Raw genomic sequence first — 20,153 nt, forward strand, 5'->3', positions numbered from 1 at the left:
AGTGTGAGGCTGTATTGATTAAAATACACAACCGTAAAAGTGGCTCATTTCATCCAAAATCCTTAGATATTGACATCTTCTTATCCCGTCAATTTATTATCAATCACGACCATCTGAAAACTTGGCCGTTATTTTGCATTGTCCCGTTATCGGTATTTTGATCGTCAAGAATTCGACGACTGGGAGCTCAGCATGCAAATAGGCGCAAATTCATTCCTGCAGGAAATGCAGAAACTCCAAGGCGAAATAACGCCGTCGTTTGGCGTTCAGCCAAATATCATGCAGCAAGTGAATAACACCAGTGGTGCAGACTTCGGTCAGTTGCTATCGCAAGCCGTCGGCAATGTCAGCGGCTTACAGTCTGCATCGTCAAACCTCGCGACACGTTTAGAGATGGGTGATACTACCGTTTCTTTATCGGACACTGTGATTGCCCGTGAGAAAGCAAGTGTCGCTTTCGAGGCGACAGTGCAAGTGCGTAATAAGCTTGTCGAAGCCTACAAAGAAATAATGAGCATGCCTGTCTAGGCCAGTGAATAACCCAATTAGCAGGTACGAATCGTGAGTACAGAAATGATTGTCGGATCCAATTCCGGTTTAGCTGACCAAGGTGTCCAGCAAGAACATAAGTCAGGAATGATGGGAAATCTTGGCGGTGTCGATATGATGCGCCAAGTAACTATGATTTTAGCCTTAGCGATTTGTTTAGCCTTGGCGGTATTTGTCATGCTGTGGGCGCAGGAGCCAGAGTATCGTCCATTGGGTAAAATGGAAACTCAGGAAATGGTTCAAGTGCTAGATGTACTTGATAAAAATAAAGTTAAGTATCAAATTGACGTGGACGTTATTAAAGTTCCTGAAGATAAATATCAAGAAGTCAAAATGATGTTGAGTCGTGCAGGTATCGACAGTCCTGCAGCCAACCAAGATTTTTTGAATAAAGACAGTGGTTTTGGTGTCAGCCAACGCATGGAACAGGCTCGTCTTAAGCATAGCCAAGAAGAAAACCTCGCCCGTGCGATTGAGCAACTACAAAGTGTCAGCCGTGCCAAAGTCATTCTTGCGTTACCTAAAGAAAACGTCTTCGCCCGCAATGCCTCTAAACCGAGTGCAACTGTGGTGATCAATACCCGTCGCGGTGGCTTAGGCCAAGGTGAAGTCGATGCTATCGTCGATATTGTTGCTTCTGCAGTACAAGGTTTAGAACCATCAAGGGTGACGGTAACTGACTCTAACGGCCGTTTATTGAATTCTGGCAGCCAAGATGGCGCGTCTGCGACGGCTCGCCGTGAACTTGAATTAGTACAGCAAAAAGAAGCTGAATATCGCACTAAGATTGAATCGATTCTGGTGCCAATTTTAGGTCCTGATAATTTTACCTCTCAAGTCGACGTCAGTATGGATTTTACTGCGGTTGAGCAAACATCAAAGCGTTTTAACCCTGATTTACCAGCACTGCGCAGTGAAATGACAGTTGAAAATAACACCACTGGCGGCTCTTCTGGTGGGATCCCAGGCGCGTTATCCAATCAACCGCCAATGGAGTCTAATATTCCAGAAGATGCAACAAAAGCGGCAGAGTCAGCAACGGCTGCAGCAGGTAATTCGCACCGCGAAGCGACCCGTAACTTTGAATTAGATACCACCATTAGCCATACTCGCCAGCAAGTTGGCGCAGTGCGCCGCATTAGTGTGTCAGTCGCGGTGGACTTTAAACCTGGTGCCGCTGGAGAAAATGGTCAAGTAGCCCGTGTTGCCCGTACCGAACAAGAACTGACCAATATTCGTCGTTTGCTTGAAGGCGCGGTTGGTTTTAGTTCACAACGGGGTGATGTGCTGGAAGTGGTAACCGTTCCCTTTATGGATCAATTGGTTGAAGATTTACCCGCACCTGAACTTTGGGAGCAACCTTGGTTTTGGCGTGCGATTAAGCTTGGGATTGGTGCGCTAGTGATTTTGGTGCTGATTCTAGCTGTGGTACGTCCTATGCTGAAACGCTTGATCTATCCTGACAGTGTGAATATGCCTGAGGATGGCAGATTAGGTAATGAATTAGCAGAAATTGAGGACCAATATGCGGCTGATACGCTAGGGATGCTCAATACTCAAGAGGCGGAATACAGTTATGCTGACGATGGCTCAATTCATATCCCTAATCTTCACAAAGATGATGATATGATTAAAGCTATCCGTGCGCTCGTGGCGAATGAGCCTGAGCTCTCTACTCAAGTCGTGAAAAACTGGTTACAAGACAATGGCTGAGAATAAAACGAAAGAAGTGGCTCCTGCGGCCGCACCTGCCTTTAATATCAAAGATATTAGTGGCGTTGAAAAGACCGCTATTTTACTCCTCAGTTTGAGTGAGGCTGATGCTGCATCCATTTTAAAACACTTAGAGCCGAAGCAAGTGCAAAAAGTGGGTATGGCCATGGCGGCAATGGATGAGTTTGGTCAGGAAAAAGTTATCGGGGTACATAAGCTGTTTCTTGATGACATTCAAAAGTATTCTTCAATTGGTTTCAACAGCGAAGAGTTCGTCCGTAAAGCCTTAACCGCTGCGCTGGGTGAAGATAAAGCGGGTAATCTGATTGAACAGATTATCATGGGCAGTGGCGCTAAAGGTTTGGACTCGTTGAAGTGGATGGATGCGCGCCAAGTGGCGACCATTATTCAAAACGAACATCCGCAGATCCAAACCATTGTGCTGTCTTATCTAGAACCCGATCAAGCGGCGGAAATTTTTGGTCAATTCCCTGAGAATACCCGCTTAGACTTGATGATGCGTATTGCCAATCTTGAAGAAGTGCAGCCTGCCGCACTGCAAGAGTTGAATGACATCATGGAGAAACAGTTTGCCGGTCAAGGTGGCGCCCAAGCTGCGAAAATGGGGGGCTTAAAAGCGGCCGCCAACATAATGAACTACTTAGACACGGGTATCGAAAGCCAGTTGATGGAAACCATGCGCGAGTCTGATGAAGAAATGGCGCAGCAAATCCAAGATTTGATGTTTGTATTTGAAAACTTAATCGATGTCGATGACCGCGGTATCCAAGCCCTGTTGCGTGAAGTGCAGCAAGATGTACTGATGAAGGCGCTTAAAGGCACAGATGATCAGCTGAAAGAAAAAATATTGGGTAACATGTCAAAACGTGCCGCTGAATTATTGCGTGATGATCTTGAAGCTATGGGCCCAATCCGTATCAGTGAAGTGGAAGTCGCCCAAAAAGAAATCCTGTCTATTGCTCGTCGCTTAAGTGACAGCGGCGAAATCATGTTAGGCGGCGGTGGTGGCGATGAGTTCCTCTAATCCGAGCGACAATAAATTGTTGAATAAGGTCTTGAGCGAAGGAGATGTCGAATTTAGTCACTGGGCACTGCCAGATGTGACTGAAGCCGATGATGATTCTATCTCAAATCTGTTCGGCCATTCGAATCATCAAGCCGCTAAGTCGACTACAGTGGAAAGTGTTTCTCCACCGACTATGGCTGAGATTGAAGACATTCGCGCCCAAGCCGAAGAAGAAGGCTTTAGCGAGGGTAAGCAGCAAGGGTATGAGCAAGGGCTAGAAAAAGGGCGTTTAGAAGGGTTAGAGCAGGGCCATACTGAAGGGCTCGCCCAAGGGCATGAGCAAGGATTAGAAACCGGTTTAGCCCAAGCAAAAATATTGCTCTCGCGTTTTGAAACCTTATTAGCCCAATTTGAAAAACCATTGCAATTGCTCGATGGCGATATTGAACTTTCGCTACTAAACCTGAGTATGACATTAGCGAAATCTGTCATTGGCCACGAATTAAAAACTCATCCTGAACAAGTGCTTTCGGCATTGCGCTTAGGTATAGAATCGCTGCCGATAAAAGAACAAACGGTCACAATCCGCTTGCATCCTGACGATGTTATTTTAGTCGAACAACTTTATTCCAGCGCTCAATTGACCCGCAGTAAGTGGGAACTTGAAGTTGACCCTTCCTTAAGCCCTGGTGACTGTATTCTCAGTAGTCATCGTTCTTTAGTCGATTTGACCCTCGCATCGCGTATCGATGCTGTGTTTGAGTCCTTACGGAACCAACATGCTCACTTAAGTGATAAGCAGCGTCAACTGCAAGAGGCGATAGAGGTTGAAGATACCGCAAAATACGTTGCGGCTTCTGAGGCTGTGGGATCAGAGCTTGATGATCAGGTTGTCGATACGGTTTCTCAACATGCTGAGGATATACAATCTGCCTCAAACACAGGTGAGCAATTAGAGGCAAAATCAGATGCAAAATCGCCAACATCAACTGCTGAATAGGCTTAATCATCATCAGGGTAAGGTGCCGCCATTTCGCGCAGTGGCCAGTGGTCAACTGGTGCGTGTTGTCGGCTTAACCTTAGAAGCAAGCGGTTGCCGTGCGCCTGTGGGCAGTTTATGTTCGATCGAAACCATGGCGGGCGAGTTAATCGCCGAGGTGGTCGGGTTTGATGGCGAACTATTATATTTAATGCCCATTGAAGAATTACGTGGTGTATTGCCCGGTGCGCGGGTTGTGCCTTTGGGGGAACAAACTGGACTCAATGTTGGTTTATCCCTGCTAGGACGCGTACTCGATGGTAACGGCGTGCCTTTAGATGGTTTAGGCGCGTTGCAAACCGACCAACAAGCGCCAAGACATAGCGCTGCCATTAATCCTCTATCTCGCCGTGCCATTACTGAACCGCTGGACGTTGGTGTTCGCGCTATCAACGCTATGCTGACTGTGGGCAAAGGCCAACGTATGGGCTTGTTTGCGGGCTCAGGTGTAGGTAAGAGTGTGCTCTTAGGTATGATGACTCGCGGTACTACCGCCGACATTATTGTGGTTGGGCTAGTGGGTGAGCGTGGCCGGGAAGTGAAAGAGTTTATTGAGGAAATTCTTGGTGAGAAAGGTCGAGCGCGTTCAGTCGTTGTTGCTGCGCCTGCGGATACATCGCCTCTGATGCGTCTTCGCGCCTGTGAAACCTCGACTCGTATTGCCGAATACTTCCGCGATTTAGGCTATAACGTTTTATTGCTTATGGACAGTTTAACGCGCTACGCCCAAGCGCAGCGGGAAATTGCTTTGGCTGTGGGTGAACCGCCTGCGACTAAAGGTTATCCGCCTTCTGTGTTTGCAAAATTGCCACGTTTAGTTGAGCGCGCCGGAAACGGTGGCCCTGGACAAGGTTCAATTACGGCATTTTATACTGTGTTGACGGAAGGGGACGATCAACAGGATCCCATTGCCGATGCTTCGCGGGCGATCCTCGATGGTCACATTGTCTTGTCACGTTCGCTTGCGGATTCGGGGCACTATCCTGCAATTGATATTGAAGCTTCTATTAGCCGAGTCGCGCCTATGGTGATCTCCAATGAACATTTGGAAGCGATGCGCCGCGTGAAACAAACCTATTCTTTGTATCAGCAAAATAGAGATTTGATTTCTATTGGGGCCTATGCCCAAGGAAGCGATCCGCGCATTGATAATGCGATACGACTGCAGCCAGCAATGAATGCTTTTTTGCGACAAACCATGCGTGATGCATTTAGCTTTGCCGATAGCCAAGTCATGCTTGGGCAACTTGCTGCACAGTGCAAATAATGGCGTCATCGAATTAATTGAGGTCTAGTATGGCTAACGCCGATCCCTTGTTGTTAGTGTTAAAGCTTGCCAATGATGCCGAAGAACAAGCGGCTTTATTGTTAAAATCTGCGCAGTTAGAGTGTCAAAAACGGTTGAATCAACTCAGTGCTCTAAATAACTATCGCTTAGAATACATGAAGCAAATGCAATCCCAGCAAGGTCAAGCCATTAGTGCTAGTCACTATCACCAGTTTCACCGTTTTATTCGTCAGATTGATGACGCAATTATCCAGCAAAATCGCGTCGTAGCCGATGGTGAAAAGCAAAAAGAATATCGACAACAACATTGGTTGGAAAAGCAAAAAAAACGTAAGGCAGTAGAATTACTCTTAGCCAGTAAAGAGAAGAAGCGTCAAGTGGTTGAACAAAAAAGGGAGCAAAAAATGACCGATGAATTTGCTTCCCAGCAATTTTATCGCCGTCATCAACGTTAGTGAAATGATAGGCATCTTTACTGCTCGCGAGCCGGATAGGCTCTTTAGTTTTTTGTATTGATGGCATAAGCATCAATTTGACACCTCCCAGAGTTAATTCTTTTCGATATGCTGTCGTAAAACCTGATGTTTTGGCATCTTATTTGCTTTGATTTAGTCCATGACCCTGCAACCGCAGTGTTTAATTGACGTTTCTACCTAGCCATTTTCTTTTTTGCTGGGTGATGTTTGGGAGCACTTATGCAACAAATGACCAATATCCTGTTAAGTAAAACAGGCAACTCTGCGGCCAATTCCGCTAAGACATCTTCCCAAGAGTCTAATAATGAAGACTTTTCATCTACACTTGCGTCAGTCACCGCTAGCTCATTTTCTATTTCTGCGTCTAAAAAAACCATTGCTAACACTGATGATACTGTGCAGGTTACCTCTGCTGATAAAGTAAAAGATGACGATATATCAACTGATGACGCCGACGTAAATCTCATTTTTGCCCAAATTAGCATGGCAAATGATATGAAGAAAACGGCATCTGATGGAGATAGTTTGCCGCTAGCATTTTTAAATGCTGAAGAAGATATAACTGGTGAAGAAAATATTGATACTTCATCAGCGTTATTAACCGGCTCAGCATTGGCATCTACTGTTTCTGATAATTCAACATTGGCATCTACTATTTCTGCTGATTTAGCATTGGCCTCTACTGTTTCTGCCGATTCAGCATTGGCCTCTACTATTTCTGCTGATTCAGCATTGGCACCTACTGTTTCTGATAATTCAACATTGGCACCTACTATTTCTGCTGATTCAGCATTGGCACCTACTGTTTCTGATAATTCAACATTGGCACCTACTATTTCTGCTGATTTAGCATTGGCATCTACTGTTTCTACTGTTTCTACTGTTTCTACTGTTTCTACTGTTTTTGCTGAGATTGAACTGGCATCAGATATAGATGAAGCTGGTTTTTCTGCTGAATTACAAAAGTTAGTTTCTACTAGCCCAGATATGGCAGCAATTTCATTCGCAGATGACGTGAAACCATCTTCTTTGACTGATAAGTCACTCGTAAATATTCTTCCCATAGACCCAAATATACTTGAAGCGTCAGCGGATAGTGATGCTGTGATTGATCCAAATTTGACCGATGACGCTTCAGAATTACCTTTAGAAGACACTGAGCTTGTCTCTGCCACTGAAGTCGGGGTGAGTATAGATGAGTCTTTAGTTGAGAATGAGGTCACACTTAATGCTGTGATTAATCAAGCGGGCTTAGCGAACAGTGCAACGATAAAGTCGGCAACCAACACTGCGGCAAAAGCAACGACTAGCAGCTCGACAGTGAATAGTCCCAATACGGGTAATATCGCTACCTCGGGAAATACTTTCGACCTGAATACCTTAGGCTCTTCAATTTCATCTGAACCATTAGGTACAACATCTGTAACAGAAAGTGATCTTGATGGGAGTCCCAATTCCGATTTGGCTGCTAACCTATTACTGAAAGATGCTAAATTAACGGTTGCGATGGATATTCCCAGAGACGAAAGTTTTATGGATGATAGTAATACTTTCTCAGAACTTAAGTCGACATCATCCATACAGACACTCTCGATGTCACAATTAAATCGCCAAGAAACCATGCAAGTTCAGCTGTCATTGCGTCAAGGAGTAGAACAGCAAAACCAAATGCAGGAGATGATCCAACGATTTTCACCTGTGATGAAGCAGCAATTGATTACTATGGTGAGTCAAGGCATCCAACATGCGGAAATCCGGCTCGATCCACCTGAACTTGGGCATATGTTGGTAAAGATCCAAGTGCATGGCGACCAAACCCAAGTACAGTTTCATGTTACTCAGCCGCAAACGCGCGATCTGGTTGAACAAGCTATGCCAAGATTACGTGAGTTATTGCAAGAGCAAGGGATGCAGTTGGCTGACAGCCATGTTTCTCAAGGCGATCAAGGTGAGCGTCGGGAAGGTAGTTTCGGTGATGGCGGCAGTTCAAATGCGGCTGATATGGATGAAATCTCGGCAGAAGAGTTACATTTAGGTTTAAATCAAGCGATTAGTGTAACTTCAGGTATAGATTATTACGCTTAAGCAGGTAACCTATAGCAATGACTGACATAATTACGTTTCAAATAAAACTGTAATGAGTTTCCGCCTAAATTAAAGAGAATAGTGATGGCTAAGGAAGAATCGTTAGAACTTGAAAGTACTGAAGGGCCTAAGAGTAAGAAGAAACTATTTATTTTTGCTGGTCTAGGCGTTTTAGTCGCGCTGTTAATCGGTGGCGGCGTCTGGTTCTTTATAGGAAGCGGTACCGAAGAGGTTCCCGCCGTAGCTGCCGATGGTGCAGTTCAGGCTGAAGTTCCAGCATCAGGAGCAGTGGCTACCGCATCATACGTGCCTATGCCGCGTCCTTTCTTATTCAACTTACCTGGGCCTGATAGGGCTCGTTTAGTTGAGATTAAAGTGCAGCTTATGGTGCGTGGTACCGATGATGATGTGCTAACACAAAAACATATTCCGCTGATTGAAGATGCGCTTTTAACGACCTTTAGTGGTGCAGATGTACAAAAGCTCAGCACGCAAGCGGGGAAAGATGAGTTACGGCAGTTAGCACTTTTGAGTGTGCAAAATACTCTACAGTCAGTAACTGGGCGTAAGGTTGTCGAGAAAGTACTATTTACCGGTTTTGTAATGCAATAATCCTTTAACTTCAGCACCAAAAGAGGCGAAGGCAATATAGTGAGTGATTTATTAAGCCAAGACGAAATTGATGCGCTATTGCACGGGGTTGATGACGTCGATGATGACGAAATTGACGCTGTTGGAGAAGATGCCCGTTCCTACGATTTCTCTTCCCAAGATCGAATAGTTCGTGGGCGTATGCCGACGCTGGAAATCGTGAATGAGCGTTTTGCGCGCCATTTGCGCATCAGCATGTTTAATATGATGCGCCGAGCGGCCGAAGTGTCGATCAACGGTGTACAGATGCTCAAGTTTGGTGAGTACGTACATACGCTTTTTGTTCCTACTAGCTTGAATATGGTGCGTTTTAGCCCACTCAAAGGCACTGCATTGATCACCATGGAAGCGCGACTGGTATTTATCCTAGTGGATAACTTCTTTGGTGGCGATGGGCGTTTCCATGCCAAGATTGAAGGGCGAGAATTTACGCCGACAGAAAGACGAATCGTACAGTTACTGCTTAAGATTATATTTGAAGATTATAAAGATGCTTGGGCGCCCGTAATGGATGTTGAGTTTGATTATTTGGACTCTGAAGTCAATCCCGCCATGGCGAACATTGTTAGTCCTACCGAAGTTGTGGTGATTAATTCATTCCATATTGAAGTCGATGGAGGCGGTGGTGATTTTCATATCACTATGCCTTACTCCATGATTGAACCTATCCGAGAGTTACTCGATGCGGGTGTGCAAAGTGACAAGCAAGATACTGATATGCGTTGGTCACAGGCATTACACGATGAAATCATGGATGTGAAGGTCGGGTTCGATGCCAATATTGTTGAACATGAATTAACGCTCAAAGAGGTCATGAATTTTAAAGCGGGCGATATTATTCCGATTGAGTTACCCGAGTTTATCATGATGAAAATCGAGGATTTACCGACATATCGTTGTAAAATGGGCCGTTCTAGAGATAACCTAGCGCTTAAAATATGTGAGAAAATCCCTCGGCCTGAGACAGTTAAATCTGAGCTGCAATTGGTGACGCGTAAGGGTAAATCTCGTGATATATCAGAATTATAAGGTGAAGTAAGATGAGCACAGACGATACGGATGATTGGGCAGCAGCAATGGCAGAACAAGCGTTAGAAGAAGCCAACGCAATTGAACTCGATGAGCTGGTTGATGATTCAAGACCTATTTCTAAGGCTGAAGCGGCTAAGTTAGATACAATTTTAGATATTCCTGTCACCATTTCGATGGAAGTGGGCCGTAGCTATATTAGTATCCGAAACTTATTACAACTTAACCAAGGTTCTGTGGTTGAGTTAGATAGAGTCGCAGGTGAACCGTTAGATGTGATGGTCAATGGCACGCTTATCGCTCACGGTGAAGTGGTGGTGGTAAACGATAAATTCGGTATTCGCTTAACGGATGTGATCAGTCAAACTGAGCGAATTAAAAAGCTTAAATAATTCGAGATGTAAAAGTCGTTGGAACTTTAAATGAGCACATCGGTAATACAGAGTTTAGTGGTAGCGGTTCAAGCGAGCGCCGATAACCTCGGTGGGGAAGGCGCAGAGAATATTGCTTCAATAGCACCTGCTGCTACAAAAATGGCAGAACCTTCTCAAGTTGCGACCTTAGCAAGTATGTTAGGTGGCTTGATTCTGGTTTTATTATTAATTTTCGCGTTAGCTTATTTACTGAGAAGGTTTAATTTAGTCCCCACGACCAATAGCGTACTAAAGACCATTGCTGTGACTTCCCTCGGTCAAAAAGAGCGTTTAGTCTTGGTTCAGGTGGGCGAACAGCAATATTTGCTTGGGGTTAGCTCGCAGCAGGTGAGTTTGATTGATAAGTTAGCTGAACCTATCCATCTAGAAGCTGATTCGTTTGCGAGTCGATTACGTCAGGCGAAATTAAAACAATGACAATACGTATTCTCGCGTTAGTTGGGTTAGTTATGCTGCTATTGATGCCGTCAGCATGGGCCGCAGATGGCGTCTTACCTGCTGTAACAGTAACAACGGCGCCAGACGGCTCAACGGAATATTCGGTCACAATGCAGATTTTACTGCTGATGACATCGCTGAGTTTTTTACCTGCGATGCTCATCATGTTGACCTCTTTCACGCGGATTATCATTGTCCTGTCGATATTACGCCAAGCCATTGGATTACAACAGACTCCATCTAATCAAGTCTTAATTGGCATGAGTTTGTTCATGACTTTTTTTATCATGGCACCGGTATTCGACCGGATTTATGATGAAGGGGTGAAGCCTTATATCGATGAGCAATTAACCTTGCAGCAAGCGTTTGATAAAGGGAAAGAGCCACTGAGAGGCTTTATGTTGGGACAAGTAAGAACGACGGATTTAAAGACCTTTATTGAGATTTCTGGCTATAAGGATATTAAGTCTCCAGAAGAAGCACCTATGAGTGTGTTAGTGCCCGCTTTCATTACCAGTGAGTTAAAAACCGCATTTCAGATTGGCTTTATGCTATTTGTGCCTTTTTTAGTACTCGATTTAGTGGTGGCGAGTATCTTGATGGCTATGGGTATGATGATGTTATCCCCCATGATAGTGTCGCTGCCGTTTAAGATCATGTTGTTTGTGCTCGTAGATGGTTGGAGCTTAGTCCTCGGGACATTAGCGAATAGTTTCGGATAGCCAAGGGAGAGTAAACACATGAGTCCTGAGGCGCTAATTGATATTTTTCGTGAAGCTCTCGCTGTTATCGTCATGATGGTGTCTGCTATTGTGTTGCCTGGGCTGGGAATTGGGTTAATTGTTGCTGTGTTTCAAGCGGCGACTTCTATTAACGAGCAGACCTTAAGTTTCCTTCCGCGTTTGTTAGTGACACTTTTTGGCCTAATGTTTATGGGACATTGGTTAGTTGAAACCCTGATGGACTTTTTCATCGAGATGGTGAATCGCATTCCTCAAGTGATAGGCTAACGCGATGGAGCTGCTGCTCGATACCTTAATGCAAACCATTGCTGCTTATATTTGGCCATTGTTTCGCGTCGCGAGCATGTTGATGGTCATGGTGGTATTTGGGGCGGCAACGACACCAACACGAGTTCGCTTATTATTGGCGATGGCAATTACCTTTGCGATAGCACCCGTTCTTCCTCCAACTCAAAATGTGGATTTATTTTCGTTAAGCGCAGTATTCATCACGGCGCAGCAAATTATTATCGGTGTTGCCATGGGGTTTGTGACTCAAATGGTGATGCAAGTCTTTGTGCTCACTGGACAGATCATTGGTATGCAGACCAGTTTAGGCTTTGCCTCTATGGTTGACCCTGGTTCTGGCCAACAAACACCCGTTATTAGTAACTTTTTTCTTTTATTGGCGACATTGATTTTCTTAGCTGTAGACGGCCATCTTTTGATGATCCGTATGCTAGTGGCAAGCTTTGAAACTTTGCCGATTTCTAATCAAGGCTTAACACTGACAAGTTATCGATCGCTGGCTGATTGGGGATCGTATATGTTTGGTGCGGCACTCACTATGTCGATATCTGCGATTATCGCCTTATTATTAGTCAACTTGTCCTTCGGGGTCATGACCCGCGCCGCGCCGCAATTAAATATTTTCTCTATTGGTTTTCCGATCACTATGATTGGTGGACTGTTTATTCTGTGGTTAACCCTAACACCGGTAATGGCACACTTCGATGAAGTATGGTCGACGGCTCAATTGCTGCTTTGCGATATGTTAGCGCTCCAATGTAACGCTGATGGTCTGATATGATGGGATTAGGAGAGGCCCATGGCTGAAGAATCAAGTGGTGAACGTACAGAGGAACCCACGGGGAGGCGTCTAGAACAGGCGCGGGAAAAAGGACAGATTGCACGTTCGAAAGAACTCGGAACTGCAGCGGTATTGATTTCGGCGGCATGTGGGTTTTATATGCTAGGCCCAAGTTTGGCAATTAGCTTAACTCGGGTGTTTGAAATTGTATTTACCATGGATAGGGCGCAAATTTTTGATACTAATGAAATGTTCAAGGTGTGGGGTGTTGTTGCGAGTGAAATAGCCTGGCCCATGGCTAAAATTATGCTATTGATTGTGGTGGTTGCGTTTATCGGTAACGTCTCTCTTGGTGGGATCAATTTTTCGACCCAAGCTATGATGCCAAAAGCCAGTAAAATGAGTCCCCTTGCTGGTTTTAAACGTATGTTTGGCGTACAGGCTCTGGTTGAACTCACCAAAGGCATTGCAAAATTTTCTGTAGTAGCCTTTTCTGCTTATTTTTTATTAAGCTTCTATTTCAATGACATCATGTTGCTGTCTAGCGACCATCTTCCTGGTAATGTTTACCATGCATTAGATTTGTTGGTTTGGATGTTTATCCTGTTATGTTCCTCGATTTTGTTTATTGTCGTCATAGATGTGCCGTTCCAAATTTGGAATCACAACAAGCAACTTAAGATGACCAAACAAGAAGTAAAAGATGAATATAAAGACACTGAGGGTAAACCTGAGGTGAAAGGGCATATACGGCAGATGCAACGTGAACTAGCACAAAGGCGTATGATGGCTGAAGTGCCAAATGCCGATGTGATTGTCGTTAACCCTGAGCATTTTGCCGTTGCGATTAAATACGATGTGCAGCGCTCTGCGGCTCCCTTTGTGATAGCGAAAGGTGTTGATGATGTGGCCTTTAAAATACGTGAGATTGCCCGCGCGCACAATATTGCGATTGTCTCGGCCCCACCACTTGCAAGGGCTATTTACCATACGACTAAGTTAGATCAGCAGATCCCTGAAGGTTTGTTTACTGCTGTCGCACAGATTTTGGCTTATGTATTCCAGCTGCGCCAATATCAAAAAGGACGCGGCCGTAAACCTATTCCTGTCCCACTCAATCAACCTATACCAGATGAATTGAAATATTGAACCACTAGTCTCAGATGGTAGTCATTGGCAAAGCTGATGATGTCGAGTTCATTTGTTTTTTATGGCTAATTTTATGTATATCAATCAGTCACAGTACATATCTTTCCTTCATTAATGGCTTTAATCTTGTTGGCGCGTTTTTTGCTTCATGCTATTACACGTCAAAGTTTAGGTTATAGCGAATGGATGTTAAAGCGACTCTTGGTCAAGTAAAACAAATTAGGCTCAGCACTTTTAAAGGCATTGGCACGCCGGTGGTTGTGCTTGCTGCATTGGCCATGATTGTTTTACCTATCCCTCCATTTCTATTAGACATACTCTTTTCATTCAACATTGCGTTAGCTCTCATCGTATTGCTGGTGGCTATTTATACCGATAGACCCTTAGATTTTGCTGCCTTCCCAACTGTGTTACTGGTGGCGACGTTATTACGCCTTGCGCTCAACGTTGCCTCTACTCGTGTGGTTTTACTTGAGGGTCATAATGGCGGTGATGCCGCGGGTAAGGTGATTGAAGCCTTCGGTTCTGTGGTGATCGGTGGTAACTATGCCGTTGGTCTAGTGGTATTTATCATTTTGATTATCATCAACTTTGCGGTGGTGACTAAAGGTGCAGGTCGTATCGCAGAAGTCAGTGCCCGCTTTACCTTGGATGCTATGCCTGGTAAGCAAATGGCAATCGATGCTGACTTAAATGCTGGAACCTTAAATCAAGACCAAGCGAGAATACGCCGTGCCGAAGTGACCCGTGAAGCCGATTTCTATGGTGCGATGGACGGTGCGTCCAAATTCGTTAAAGGGGATGCGATTGCCGGTATCATGATCTTAGTGATCAACATCGTAGGTGGTTTCATCATAGGGATTGTGCAGCATGGCTTAAGTTTCTCTGAAGCGGTTGAAATTTATACCTTACTGACTATCGGTGATGGTTTAGTGGCGCAGATCCCTGGTCTATTATTGTCAATCGCCGCAGCCTTGATGGTGACTCGTCAAAACGAGTCAGGTGATATGGGCCAAATGATGATGAGTCAGATGTTTGACAGTCATAAGTCATTGGGTATCGCCGCCGGAGTCCTGTTTGTAATGGGTATTGTTCCTGGTATGCCGCACATGGCGTTTTTAAGCTTTGCCTTTATGACTGCTGGTGCAGCTTATTTTGTTTATAAACGAAATGAAAACAAACGTCTTAAAGCGCTAGAACAAGTGAAATCGGGTCCAATAGAAAGACAAGATAAAGAGCCTAAAGAGCTAGGTTGGGACGATGTACATCATGTTGATACTATTGGTCTTGAGGTTGGATATCGTTTGATCCCTCTGGTTGACAAGGGCCAAGGTGGCGAGTTACTAAGCCGCATTAAAGGCGTGCGTAAAAAGTTGTCTCAGGAACTAGGCTTCTTAGTGCCCGCGGTGCATATTCGCGATAACTTAGATTTATCGCCTAATGCGTATCGCATTTCATTAATGGGCGTCGTCGTCGGAGAGGCAGATATTCGTCATGATTGCGAATTGGCGATCAACCCTGGTCAAGTCTATGGCAAACTCGATGGTATCGAAACGCGCGATCCCGCTTTTGGCCTAGAAGCGGTATGGATCGCTCCTGAGTTACGTGAGCACGCACAAACATTAGGTTATACCGTCGTCGATGCCGCCACTGTTGTTGCAACTCATATTAGTCAATTACTCACAAATAATGCCGCTAAGTTGTTAGGCTACGAAGAAGTGCAACAACTGATGGATATGCTTGCGAAACACTCACCTAAGCTGGTTGATGGCTTTATTCCAGATATCATGCCACTAGGACATGTCGTAAAAGTGATGCAGAACCTATTAAATGAAGGGGTTTCAGTTAGAGACTTGCGTACTATAGTGCAAACTTTGTTAGAATATGGCACTAAGAGCAATGACACTGAAGTCTTGACTGCCGCTGTACGTATCGCTTTGAAACGTATGATAGTTCAGGAAATCTCTGGCCCAGAGCTCGAAATCCCCGTCATTACTTTGGCGCCAGAGTTGGAACAGATGTTGCATCAGTCAATGCAAGCAACCGGTGGTGATGGTCCTAATATTGAACCCGGTCTTGCAGAACGCATGCAGCAGTCCCTTGCCGATGCGGCTCAGAAGCAAGAAATGGTCGGACAACCCGCCATATTGTTGACGTCAGGTATGTTACGCGCGACGCTGTCACGCTTTGTTAAACATACTATTCCTAATCTCAGAGTCATTTCATATCAAGAAATACCTGATGAGAAGCAAATACGTATCGTATCTGCAGTCGGCCAGTAGAGGACGCATAAGTGAAGATTAAACGATTTTTTGCCAAAGACATGCGCGCCGCACTGGCCCAAGTGAAAGAAACACTCGGCTCAGATGCCGTCATTATGTCAAATAAAAAAGTGAACGGTGGCATCGAAATTGTCGCTGCCGTTGACTATGACGAACCTAAAGCGAAAACTGCAGCCACTGCGCCAGCACCGACCTTTATGGACGTGAGCGACGATCTCGTGTCCCTGGGTGCTAAGCAGCCAGTTCGTGTAGAAACTCGCGCTAAGCCAGCCGCACCTGCAGACTCATTACAAGCCTTACTTGAGAAGCAGCAAAGCCGTTTGAATCAACAAATGTCACATCAGCAAGTTGATGCCGAGTTACCTGCATGGGCTAAGGGCTTACAAGCCCCTACTGCTGTGAAACCAGAACGTCGTGAAGCACCTTCCTCGTTTGATAAAAAGCCACAAACATCACAGAAACAAAGTGCTGATATTGAGGCTATGCGTGATGAATTAGCATCACTGCGTAATTTATTGACACATCAAGTATCCTCCTTGATGACGGAACATAAAAAACGCATCGATCCCGTCGGTGCTATGCTCGAAGCCAAATTGCTTGAGGCTGAATTTTCCCCTGCGGTTGCGAATAAATTAGCCGCGCTGAGTCAGCATTATACGCCGGCTGAATTAGTCAGAGCATTACCACAAAGTCTTGCTAATATGCTTGACAATCAGGGTGATGACATTGTGAAACAGGGCGGGGTGGTTGCATTAGTTGGCCCTACTGGCGTTGGTAAAACAACGTCATTAGCTAAACTTGCTGCCCGTTTTGCGGCACATCATGGTGCTGAACATGTTGCTTTAATTACCACAGATCATTATCGCATCGGAGCCTATGAGCAATTAGCAACTTATGGCAAAATAATGGGCTGCCCAGTAAAGCAAGCTCATGATCTAAATGAATTAGAGCAAATTCTCTATCAGTTTAGGAATCGCAAGCTAGTATTGATAGATACGGCTGGCATGGGACAGCGAGATATGCGCCTTTACCAGCAACTTGATAATTTAACTGCAAATAGCAGGATACCTATCCGCAGTTATCTGGTACTGTCTGCGACAGGGCAGCGCCGTGTGCTGCAAGATGCAGTCAATCATTTTAAACGCATTCCCCTATCTGGTGTCGTTCTCACAAAACTCGATGAATCTGTGTCGTTAGCAGGGGCATTAAGTGTGTTGATCCAAAACGGATTACCATTAAGTTATATTACTGATGGACAAAGAGTTCCTGAAGATATGAAAGTTGCGGATACCCTAGATTTAGCCCAGCAGGCACTCGCAGCGTTAGATAGTACAGAACAACAATCATTACAAGACACAGCGTGGTCAGATAATATGGCCTGTGCATTTGAGTAGATTTATGACCCTGGATCAAGCAAGTGGTTTACGTATGATGAATCAACCCTATAACGAAAAAGTGAAAGTAATCGCGGTCACTGGTGGTAAAGGAGGCGTGGGTAAAACCAGCGTTTCTATTAATACTGCTGTGGCATTAGCCGAAAAAGGCAAGCGTGTCTTGGTACTTGACGCTGACCTTGGCTTAGCAAACGTCGACGTCATGCTGGGTATTCGTGCCGAGCGTAACCTCTCTCATGTTCTCTCTGGTGATGCAGAGCTTGACGATATTATCGTGCGTGGTCCTAAGGGGATAGGCATAGTACCTGCCACCTCAGGAACACAGGGGATGGTGGAATTAAGCCCAGCGCAACATGCTGGATTAATCCGTGCATTTAGTGAGATGCGGACTCAGTTTGATATTCTAGTCGTAGATACTGCTGCTGGGATCTCAGATATGGTGCTCAGTTTCTCACGTGCTTCGCAGGATGTGCTAGTCGTTGTTTGTGATGAACCCACTTCGATTACCGATGCCTACGCCCTGATTAAAATTCTCAGCCGTGAGCATGGCGTGTTCCGTTTTAAAATAGTTGCCAATATGGTGCGTAGTTTACGCGAAGGTATGGAATTATTTGCTAAACTCAGTAAAGTGACCGACAGATTTTTAGATGTTGCACTTGAATTAGTCGCCACGATTCCATTTGACGAAAACTTACGTAAATCAGTTCGTAAACAAAAATTGGTGGTTGAAGCTTATCCTAAATCACCAGCGGCGATTGCGTATCAAGGATTGGCAAATAAAATTTTGAGCTGGCCTGTGCCGCAGCAACCTGGTGGGCATTTGGAGTTTTTCGTTGAGCGTTTAGTACAACGACCAGATTTTCAAGAGGAAAAAACGAGTGAATAAAGCCGCTGCGTATACTTGTTTAGACAATAAATCGTCGATCGTTGAACAGTATGCTCCGTTGGTTAAAAGAATTGCGCATCATTTACTCGCCAGACTACCTGCATCTGTGCAGTTAGATGATTTACTCCAAGCTGGGATGATGGGGTTACTAGAAGCATCATCCAAGTTTGATGGTGGCAAGGGTGCGAAATTTGAAACCTTCGCCGGCATACGCATACGTGGAGCCATGTTAGATGAAATTCGTCGTGGCGACTGGGTCCCTCGTTCCGTTCATCGTAACAATCGTAAGGTTGCACACGCTATTGATGAGTTAGAGCAAGAACTGGGCCGTGATGCACGCGACACAGAAATTGCAGAAAAACTTGATATGACGCTCGATGAGTACCATCATATTCTTAACGATGTTTCTGTCGGAAAAATCATAGGGATAGAAGATTTAGGCGTATCTCAGGATATACTTACAGTGAGTGATCGGTCCGATGATGATTCATTTGAAGCATTAGCTGAGAACCAATTTCATTCTGCTCTGGTTGAGGCAATTAAATTATTGCCTGAAAGAGATGCATTAGTGTTATCCCTGTACTACGATGAAGCATTGAATTTAAAAGAGATTGGCGCCATTCTTGAAGTCAGTGAATCGCGGGTTAGCCAGATATTAAGTCAGGCAATGTTGCGATTGAAAGCTAAACTCAAGCACTGGACATAAGTATAATTATTAATCGAGCACAGAATGTCAGCTCACCGGAGGAAACCTTGGACAAGAATATGAAGATTCTCATTGTTGACGATTTTTCGACAATGAGGCGTATCATCAAGAACTTGTTGCGAGACTTGGGGTTTAATAACACCCAAGAAGCAGACGATGGCTCAACAGCCCTGCCGATGTTGCAAAAGGGGGATTTTGATTTTGTTGTTACAGATTGGAATATGCCTGGTATGCAAGGAATCGATCTGTTAAAAGCAATTCGCGCTGATGATTCGCTAAAGCATTTACCCGTATTAATGGTAACTGCTGAAGCAAAACGTGAACAGATTATTGCTGCCGCTCAAGCGGGAGTGAATGGTTATGTGGTTAAGCCTTTTACCGCTGCAACGCTGAAAGAGAAGTTAGATAAAATATTCGAACGACTCGCTTGAGCAAGGATGAGCTATGAAGTCACAAACATCAGGGCTCATCACGCTCGAGCAAGCTCAGCATTTAGTTGAATTATTAAGTGCATGTGAGCAAAGTCAGGCAGATGATTTATTTCGGGAGCTTGCTGCTCCACTGCAACGAGAATTATTCGAAGAAGTAGGTAAATTAACTCGGCAACTTCATAGTGCGCTGATGGATTTTCAAGTTGATAATCGTCTTGCTGAATTAGCCAATACAGAGATCCCCGATGCCAAGCAACGTTTAAATTACGTTATTGACATGACCGAACAAGCTGCAAATAAAACCATGGATGCGGTTGAAGAATGTTTACCTTTGGCTAATGCCGTGACCGTAAATATTCAAAATGTCATGCCATCTTGGGACAGATTAATGCGACGCGAGATAGCGCTGACTGAATTTAAGGGCCTTTGTCACGATGTACAAGACCTTATGTCTCGTAGTGCAAATGACTCGACTCGATTACGTGAATTGCTTAATCAAATTTTGATGGCGCAAGATTTTCAAGACTTAACAGGACAAATAATACGTCGTGTTATTGATCTAGTAATGGAAGTAGAAAGTAATCTGGTTTCTATGCTGACGGTATTTGGTGAGCAACCTATGATTGAAAGTCAGATTGCTCAGAAAAATAATATTGAAGCAGAAGGCCCGATAATGAATGCCGAGCTTCGTCAAGATGTGGTAACGGGTCAAGACGAAGTGGATGATCTTCTATCGAGTCTGGGTTTCTAACTGGGAGTCAATT

General features: G+C 44.7%; 21 protein-coding genes and 1 pseudogene. 21 read left to right on the forward strand and 1 reads right to left on the reverse strand.

Annotated features, from left to right (window positions below; translation table 11 throughout):
- Positions 1 to 192: 192 nt before the first annotated feature.
- The 6 genes from fliE to fliJ are packed head-to-tail and all read left to right on the forward strand — an operon-like array spanning position 193 to position 6,071.
- A complete protein-coding gene (gene fliE, locus L5M37_RS17555) occupies positions 193 to 528 on the forward strand; it encodes a flagellar hook-basal body complex protein FliE (protein ID WP_028761191.1) in 336 nt (111 codons plus the stop codon).
- 45 nt (positions 529 to 573) lie between these two features.
- Positions 574 to 2,262, forward strand: a complete 1,689-nt coding sequence (gene fliF / locus L5M37_RS17560; RefSeq protein WP_028761190.1) for a flagellar basal-body MS-ring/collar protein FliF — start codon at positions 574 to 576, stop codon at positions 2,260 to 2,262.
- Complete coding sequence (gene fliG, locus L5M37_RS17565) at positions 2,255 to 3,307, forward strand: flagellar motor switch protein FliG (RefSeq protein WP_028761189.1); 1,053 nt, start codon at positions 2,255 to 2,257, stop codon at positions 3,305 to 3,307. The genes fliF and fliG overlap by 8 nt, the downstream gene beginning before the upstream one ends.
- Positions 3,294 to 4,289 carry a flagellar assembly protein FliH gene (fliH, locus tag L5M37_RS17570; protein ID WP_263201408.1) on the forward strand — a complete coding sequence of 332 codons (996 nt, stop codon included), beginning with the start codon at positions 3,294 to 3,296 and terminating at the stop codon, positions 4,287 to 4,289. Before fliG ends, fliH begins: the two co-directional genes overlap by 14 nt.
- A complete protein-coding gene (fliI, locus tag L5M37_RS17575; protein ID WP_028761187.1) occupies positions 4,258 to 5,595 on the forward strand; it encodes a flagellar protein export ATPase FliI in 1,338 nt (445 codons plus the stop codon). The genes fliH and fliI overlap by 32 nt, the downstream gene beginning before the upstream one ends.
- A 29-nt stretch (positions 5,596 to 5,624) precedes the next feature.
- Positions 5,625 to 6,071 carry a flagellar export protein FliJ gene (gene fliJ, locus L5M37_RS17580; protein WP_028761186.1) on the forward strand — a complete coding sequence of 149 codons (447 nt, stop codon included), beginning with the start codon at positions 5,625 to 5,627 and terminating at the stop codon, positions 6,069 to 6,071.
- A gap of 194 nt (positions 6,072 to 6,265) precedes the next feature.
- Here the strand turns inward: fliJ and L5M37_RS17585 are convergent, their stop codons facing one another.
- On the reverse strand, positions 6,266 to 7,156 hold the full coding sequence (locus tag L5M37_RS17585) for a hypothetical protein (RefSeq protein ID WP_263197781.1): 891 nt from the start codon (positions 7,154 to 7,156) through the stop codon (positions 6,266 to 6,268).
- Between the two features lie 535 nt (positions 7,157 to 7,691).
- Between L5M37_RS17585 and L5M37_RS24170 the strand changes: the two are divergent.
- From L5M37_RS24170 to L5M37_RS17660, 15 genes and pseudogenes are all read left to right on the forward strand, one after another.
- A pseudogene (locus L5M37_RS24170) lies at positions 7,692 to 8,177 on the forward strand (flagellar hook-length control protein FliK); the annotation flags it as partial.
- A gap of 84 nt (positions 8,178 to 8,261) precedes the next feature.
- Positions 8,262 to 8,789: a flagellar basal body-associated protein FliL gene (gene fliL / locus L5M37_RS17595; protein ID WP_263168842.1), complete on the forward strand. Its 528-nt coding sequence runs from the start codon at positions 8,262 to 8,264 to the stop codon at positions 8,787 to 8,789.
- 39 nt (positions 8,790 to 8,828) lie between these two features.
- Positions 8,829 to 9,857: a flagellar motor switch protein FliM gene (gene fliM / locus L5M37_RS17600; RefSeq protein WP_105251943.1), complete on the forward strand. Its 1,029-nt coding sequence runs from the start codon at positions 8,829 to 8,831 to the stop codon at positions 9,855 to 9,857.
- 11 nt (positions 9,858 to 9,868) lie between these two features.
- Positions 9,869 to 10,249: a flagellar motor switch protein FliN gene (gene fliN / locus L5M37_RS17605; RefSeq protein WP_028761182.1), complete on the forward strand. Its 381-nt coding sequence runs from the start codon at positions 9,869 to 9,871 to the stop codon at positions 10,247 to 10,249.
- Positions 10,250 to 10,279: 30 nt separating this feature from the next.
- Positions 10,280 to 10,708 (forward strand): flagellar biosynthetic protein FliO, encoded by a 429-nt coding sequence (gene fliO / locus L5M37_RS17610; protein WP_263201411.1) that lies wholly within the window; start codon positions 10,280 to 10,282, stop codon positions 10,706 to 10,708.
- Positions 10,705 to 11,451 carry a flagellar type III secretion system pore protein FliP gene (gene fliP, locus L5M37_RS17615; protein WP_263178808.1) on the forward strand — a complete coding sequence of 249 codons (747 nt, stop codon included), beginning with the start codon at positions 10,705 to 10,707 and terminating at the stop codon, positions 11,449 to 11,451. Before fliO ends, fliP begins: the two co-directional genes overlap by 4 nt.
- An 18-nt stretch (positions 11,452 to 11,469) precedes the next feature.
- On the forward strand, positions 11,470 to 11,739 hold the full coding sequence (gene fliQ / locus L5M37_RS17620; RefSeq protein WP_012587225.1) for a flagellar biosynthesis protein FliQ: 270 nt from the start codon (positions 11,470 to 11,472) through the stop codon (positions 11,737 to 11,739).
- Positions 11,740 to 11,743: 4 nt separating this feature from the next.
- Entirely contained in the window at positions 11,744 to 12,541 is a 798-nt protein-coding gene (fliR, locus tag L5M37_RS17625) for a flagellar biosynthetic protein FliR (RefSeq protein WP_173497648.1), read from the forward strand.
- Positions 12,542 to 12,559: 18 nt separating this feature from the next.
- The gene (gene flhB, locus L5M37_RS17630) at positions 12,560 to 13,690 is read left to right on the forward strand and encodes a flagellar biosynthesis protein FlhB (protein ID WP_198572623.1); all 1,131 of its coding nucleotides are present in this window, start codon (positions 12,560 to 12,562) and stop codon (positions 13,688 to 13,690) included.
- A gap of 182 nt (positions 13,691 to 13,872) precedes the next feature.
- Positions 13,873 to 15,972, forward strand: coding sequence for a flagellar biosynthesis protein FlhA (flhA, locus tag L5M37_RS17635; RefSeq protein ID WP_028761177.1), 2,100 nt, complete (start codon positions 13,873 to 13,875; stop codon positions 15,970 to 15,972).
- An 11-nt stretch (positions 15,973 to 15,983) separates the two neighbouring features.
- On the forward strand, positions 15,984 to 17,366 hold the full coding sequence (flhF, locus tag L5M37_RS17640) for a flagellar biosynthesis protein FlhF (RefSeq protein ID WP_131523092.1): 1,383 nt from the start codon (positions 15,984 to 15,986) through the stop codon (positions 17,364 to 17,366).
- A gap of 4 nt (positions 17,367 to 17,370) precedes the next feature.
- Positions 17,371 to 18,252, forward strand: coding sequence for a MinD/ParA family protein (locus tag L5M37_RS17645; protein WP_006082389.1), 882 nt, complete (start codon positions 17,371 to 17,373; stop codon positions 18,250 to 18,252).
- Positions 18,245 to 18,958 carry an RNA polymerase sigma factor FliA gene (locus L5M37_RS17650; RefSeq protein ID WP_028761175.1) on the forward strand — a complete coding sequence of 238 codons (714 nt, stop codon included), beginning with the start codon at positions 18,245 to 18,247 and terminating at the stop codon, positions 18,956 to 18,958. Before L5M37_RS17645 ends, L5M37_RS17650 begins: the two co-directional genes overlap by 8 nt.
- Positions 18,959 to 19,005: 47 nt before the next feature.
- Positions 19,006 to 19,389 carry a chemotaxis response regulator CheY gene (cheY, locus tag L5M37_RS17655; RefSeq protein ID WP_007649667.1) on the forward strand — a complete coding sequence of 128 codons (384 nt, stop codon included), beginning with the start codon at positions 19,006 to 19,008 and terminating at the stop codon, positions 19,387 to 19,389.
- A gap of 13 nt (positions 19,390 to 19,402) precedes the next feature.
- Positions 19,403 to 20,140: a protein phosphatase CheZ gene (locus L5M37_RS17660; RefSeq protein WP_263168832.1), complete on the forward strand. Its 738-nt coding sequence runs from the start codon at positions 19,403 to 19,405 to the stop codon at positions 20,138 to 20,140.
- The last annotated feature ends 13 nt before the right edge of the window (positions 20,141 to 20,153 follow it).

Origin of the sequence: Shewanella sp. SM69 (assembly GCF_025653985.1) — a bacterium.
Taxonomy (GTDB): Bacteria; Pseudomonadota; Gammaproteobacteria; order Enterobacterales; family Shewanellaceae; genus Shewanella; species Shewanella oncorhynchi.

Bases quoted from the DNA above. Each gene is read 5' to 3' on its own strand.
- L5M37_RS17660 (WP_263168832.1), top strand. From the start codon at position 19,403: ATGAAGTCACAAACATCAGGGCTCATCACGCTCGAGCAAGCTCAGCAT.
- fliI (WP_028761187.1), top strand. From the start codon at position 4,258: ATGCAAAATCGCCAACATCAACTGCTGAATAGGCTTAATCATCATCAG.
- fliJ (WP_028761186.1), top strand. From the start codon at position 5,625: ATGGCTAACGCCGATCCCTTGTTGTTAGTGTTAAAGCTTGCCAATGAT.
- fliG (WP_028761189.1), top strand. From the start codon at position 2,255: ATGGCTGAGAATAAAACGAAAGAAGTGGCTCCTGCGGCCGCACCTGCC.
- fliN (WP_028761182.1), top strand. From the start codon at position 9,869: ATGAGCACAGACGATACGGATGATTGGGCAGCAGCAATGGCAGAACAA.
- fliE (WP_028761191.1), top strand. From the start codon at position 193: ATGCAAATAGGCGCAAATTCATTCCTGCAGGAAATGCAGAAACTCCAA.
- L5M37_RS17645 (WP_006082389.1), top strand. From the start codon at position 17,371: ATGACCCTGGATCAAGCAAGTGGTTTACGTATGATGAATCAACCCTAT.
- flhB (WP_198572623.1), top strand. From the start codon at position 12,560: ATGGCTGAAGAATCAAGTGGTGAACGTACAGAGGAACCCACGGGGAGG.
- fliO (WP_263201411.1), top strand. From the start codon at position 10,280: ATGAGCACATCGGTAATACAGAGTTTAGTGGTAGCGGTTCAAGCGAGC.
- L5M37_RS17585 (WP_263197781.1), bottom strand. From the start codon at position 7,156: ATGGGAAGAATATTTACGAGTGACTTATCAGTCAAAGAAGATGGTTTC.
- fliQ (WP_012587225.1), top strand. From the start codon at position 11,470: ATGAGTCCTGAGGCGCTAATTGATATTTTTCGTGAAGCTCTCGCTGTT.
- flhA (WP_028761177.1), top strand. From the start codon at position 13,873: ATGGATGTTAAAGCGACTCTTGGTCAAGTAAAACAAATTAGGCTCAGC.
- fliP (WP_263178808.1), top strand. From the start codon at position 10,705: ATGACAATACGTATTCTCGCGTTAGTTGGGTTAGTTATGCTGCTATTG.
- fliF (WP_028761190.1), top strand. From the start codon at position 574: ATGATTGTCGGATCCAATTCCGGTTTAGCTGACCAAGGTGTCCAGCAA.
- fliH (WP_263201408.1), top strand. From the start codon at position 3,294: ATGAGTTCCTCTAATCCGAGCGACAATAAATTGTTGAATAAGGTCTTG.
- fliL (WP_263168842.1), top strand. From the start codon at position 8,262: ATGGCTAAGGAAGAATCGTTAGAACTTGAAAGTACTGAAGGGCCTAAG.
- fliR (WP_173497648.1), top strand. From the start codon at position 11,744: ATGGAGCTGCTGCTCGATACCTTAATGCAAACCATTGCTGCTTATATT.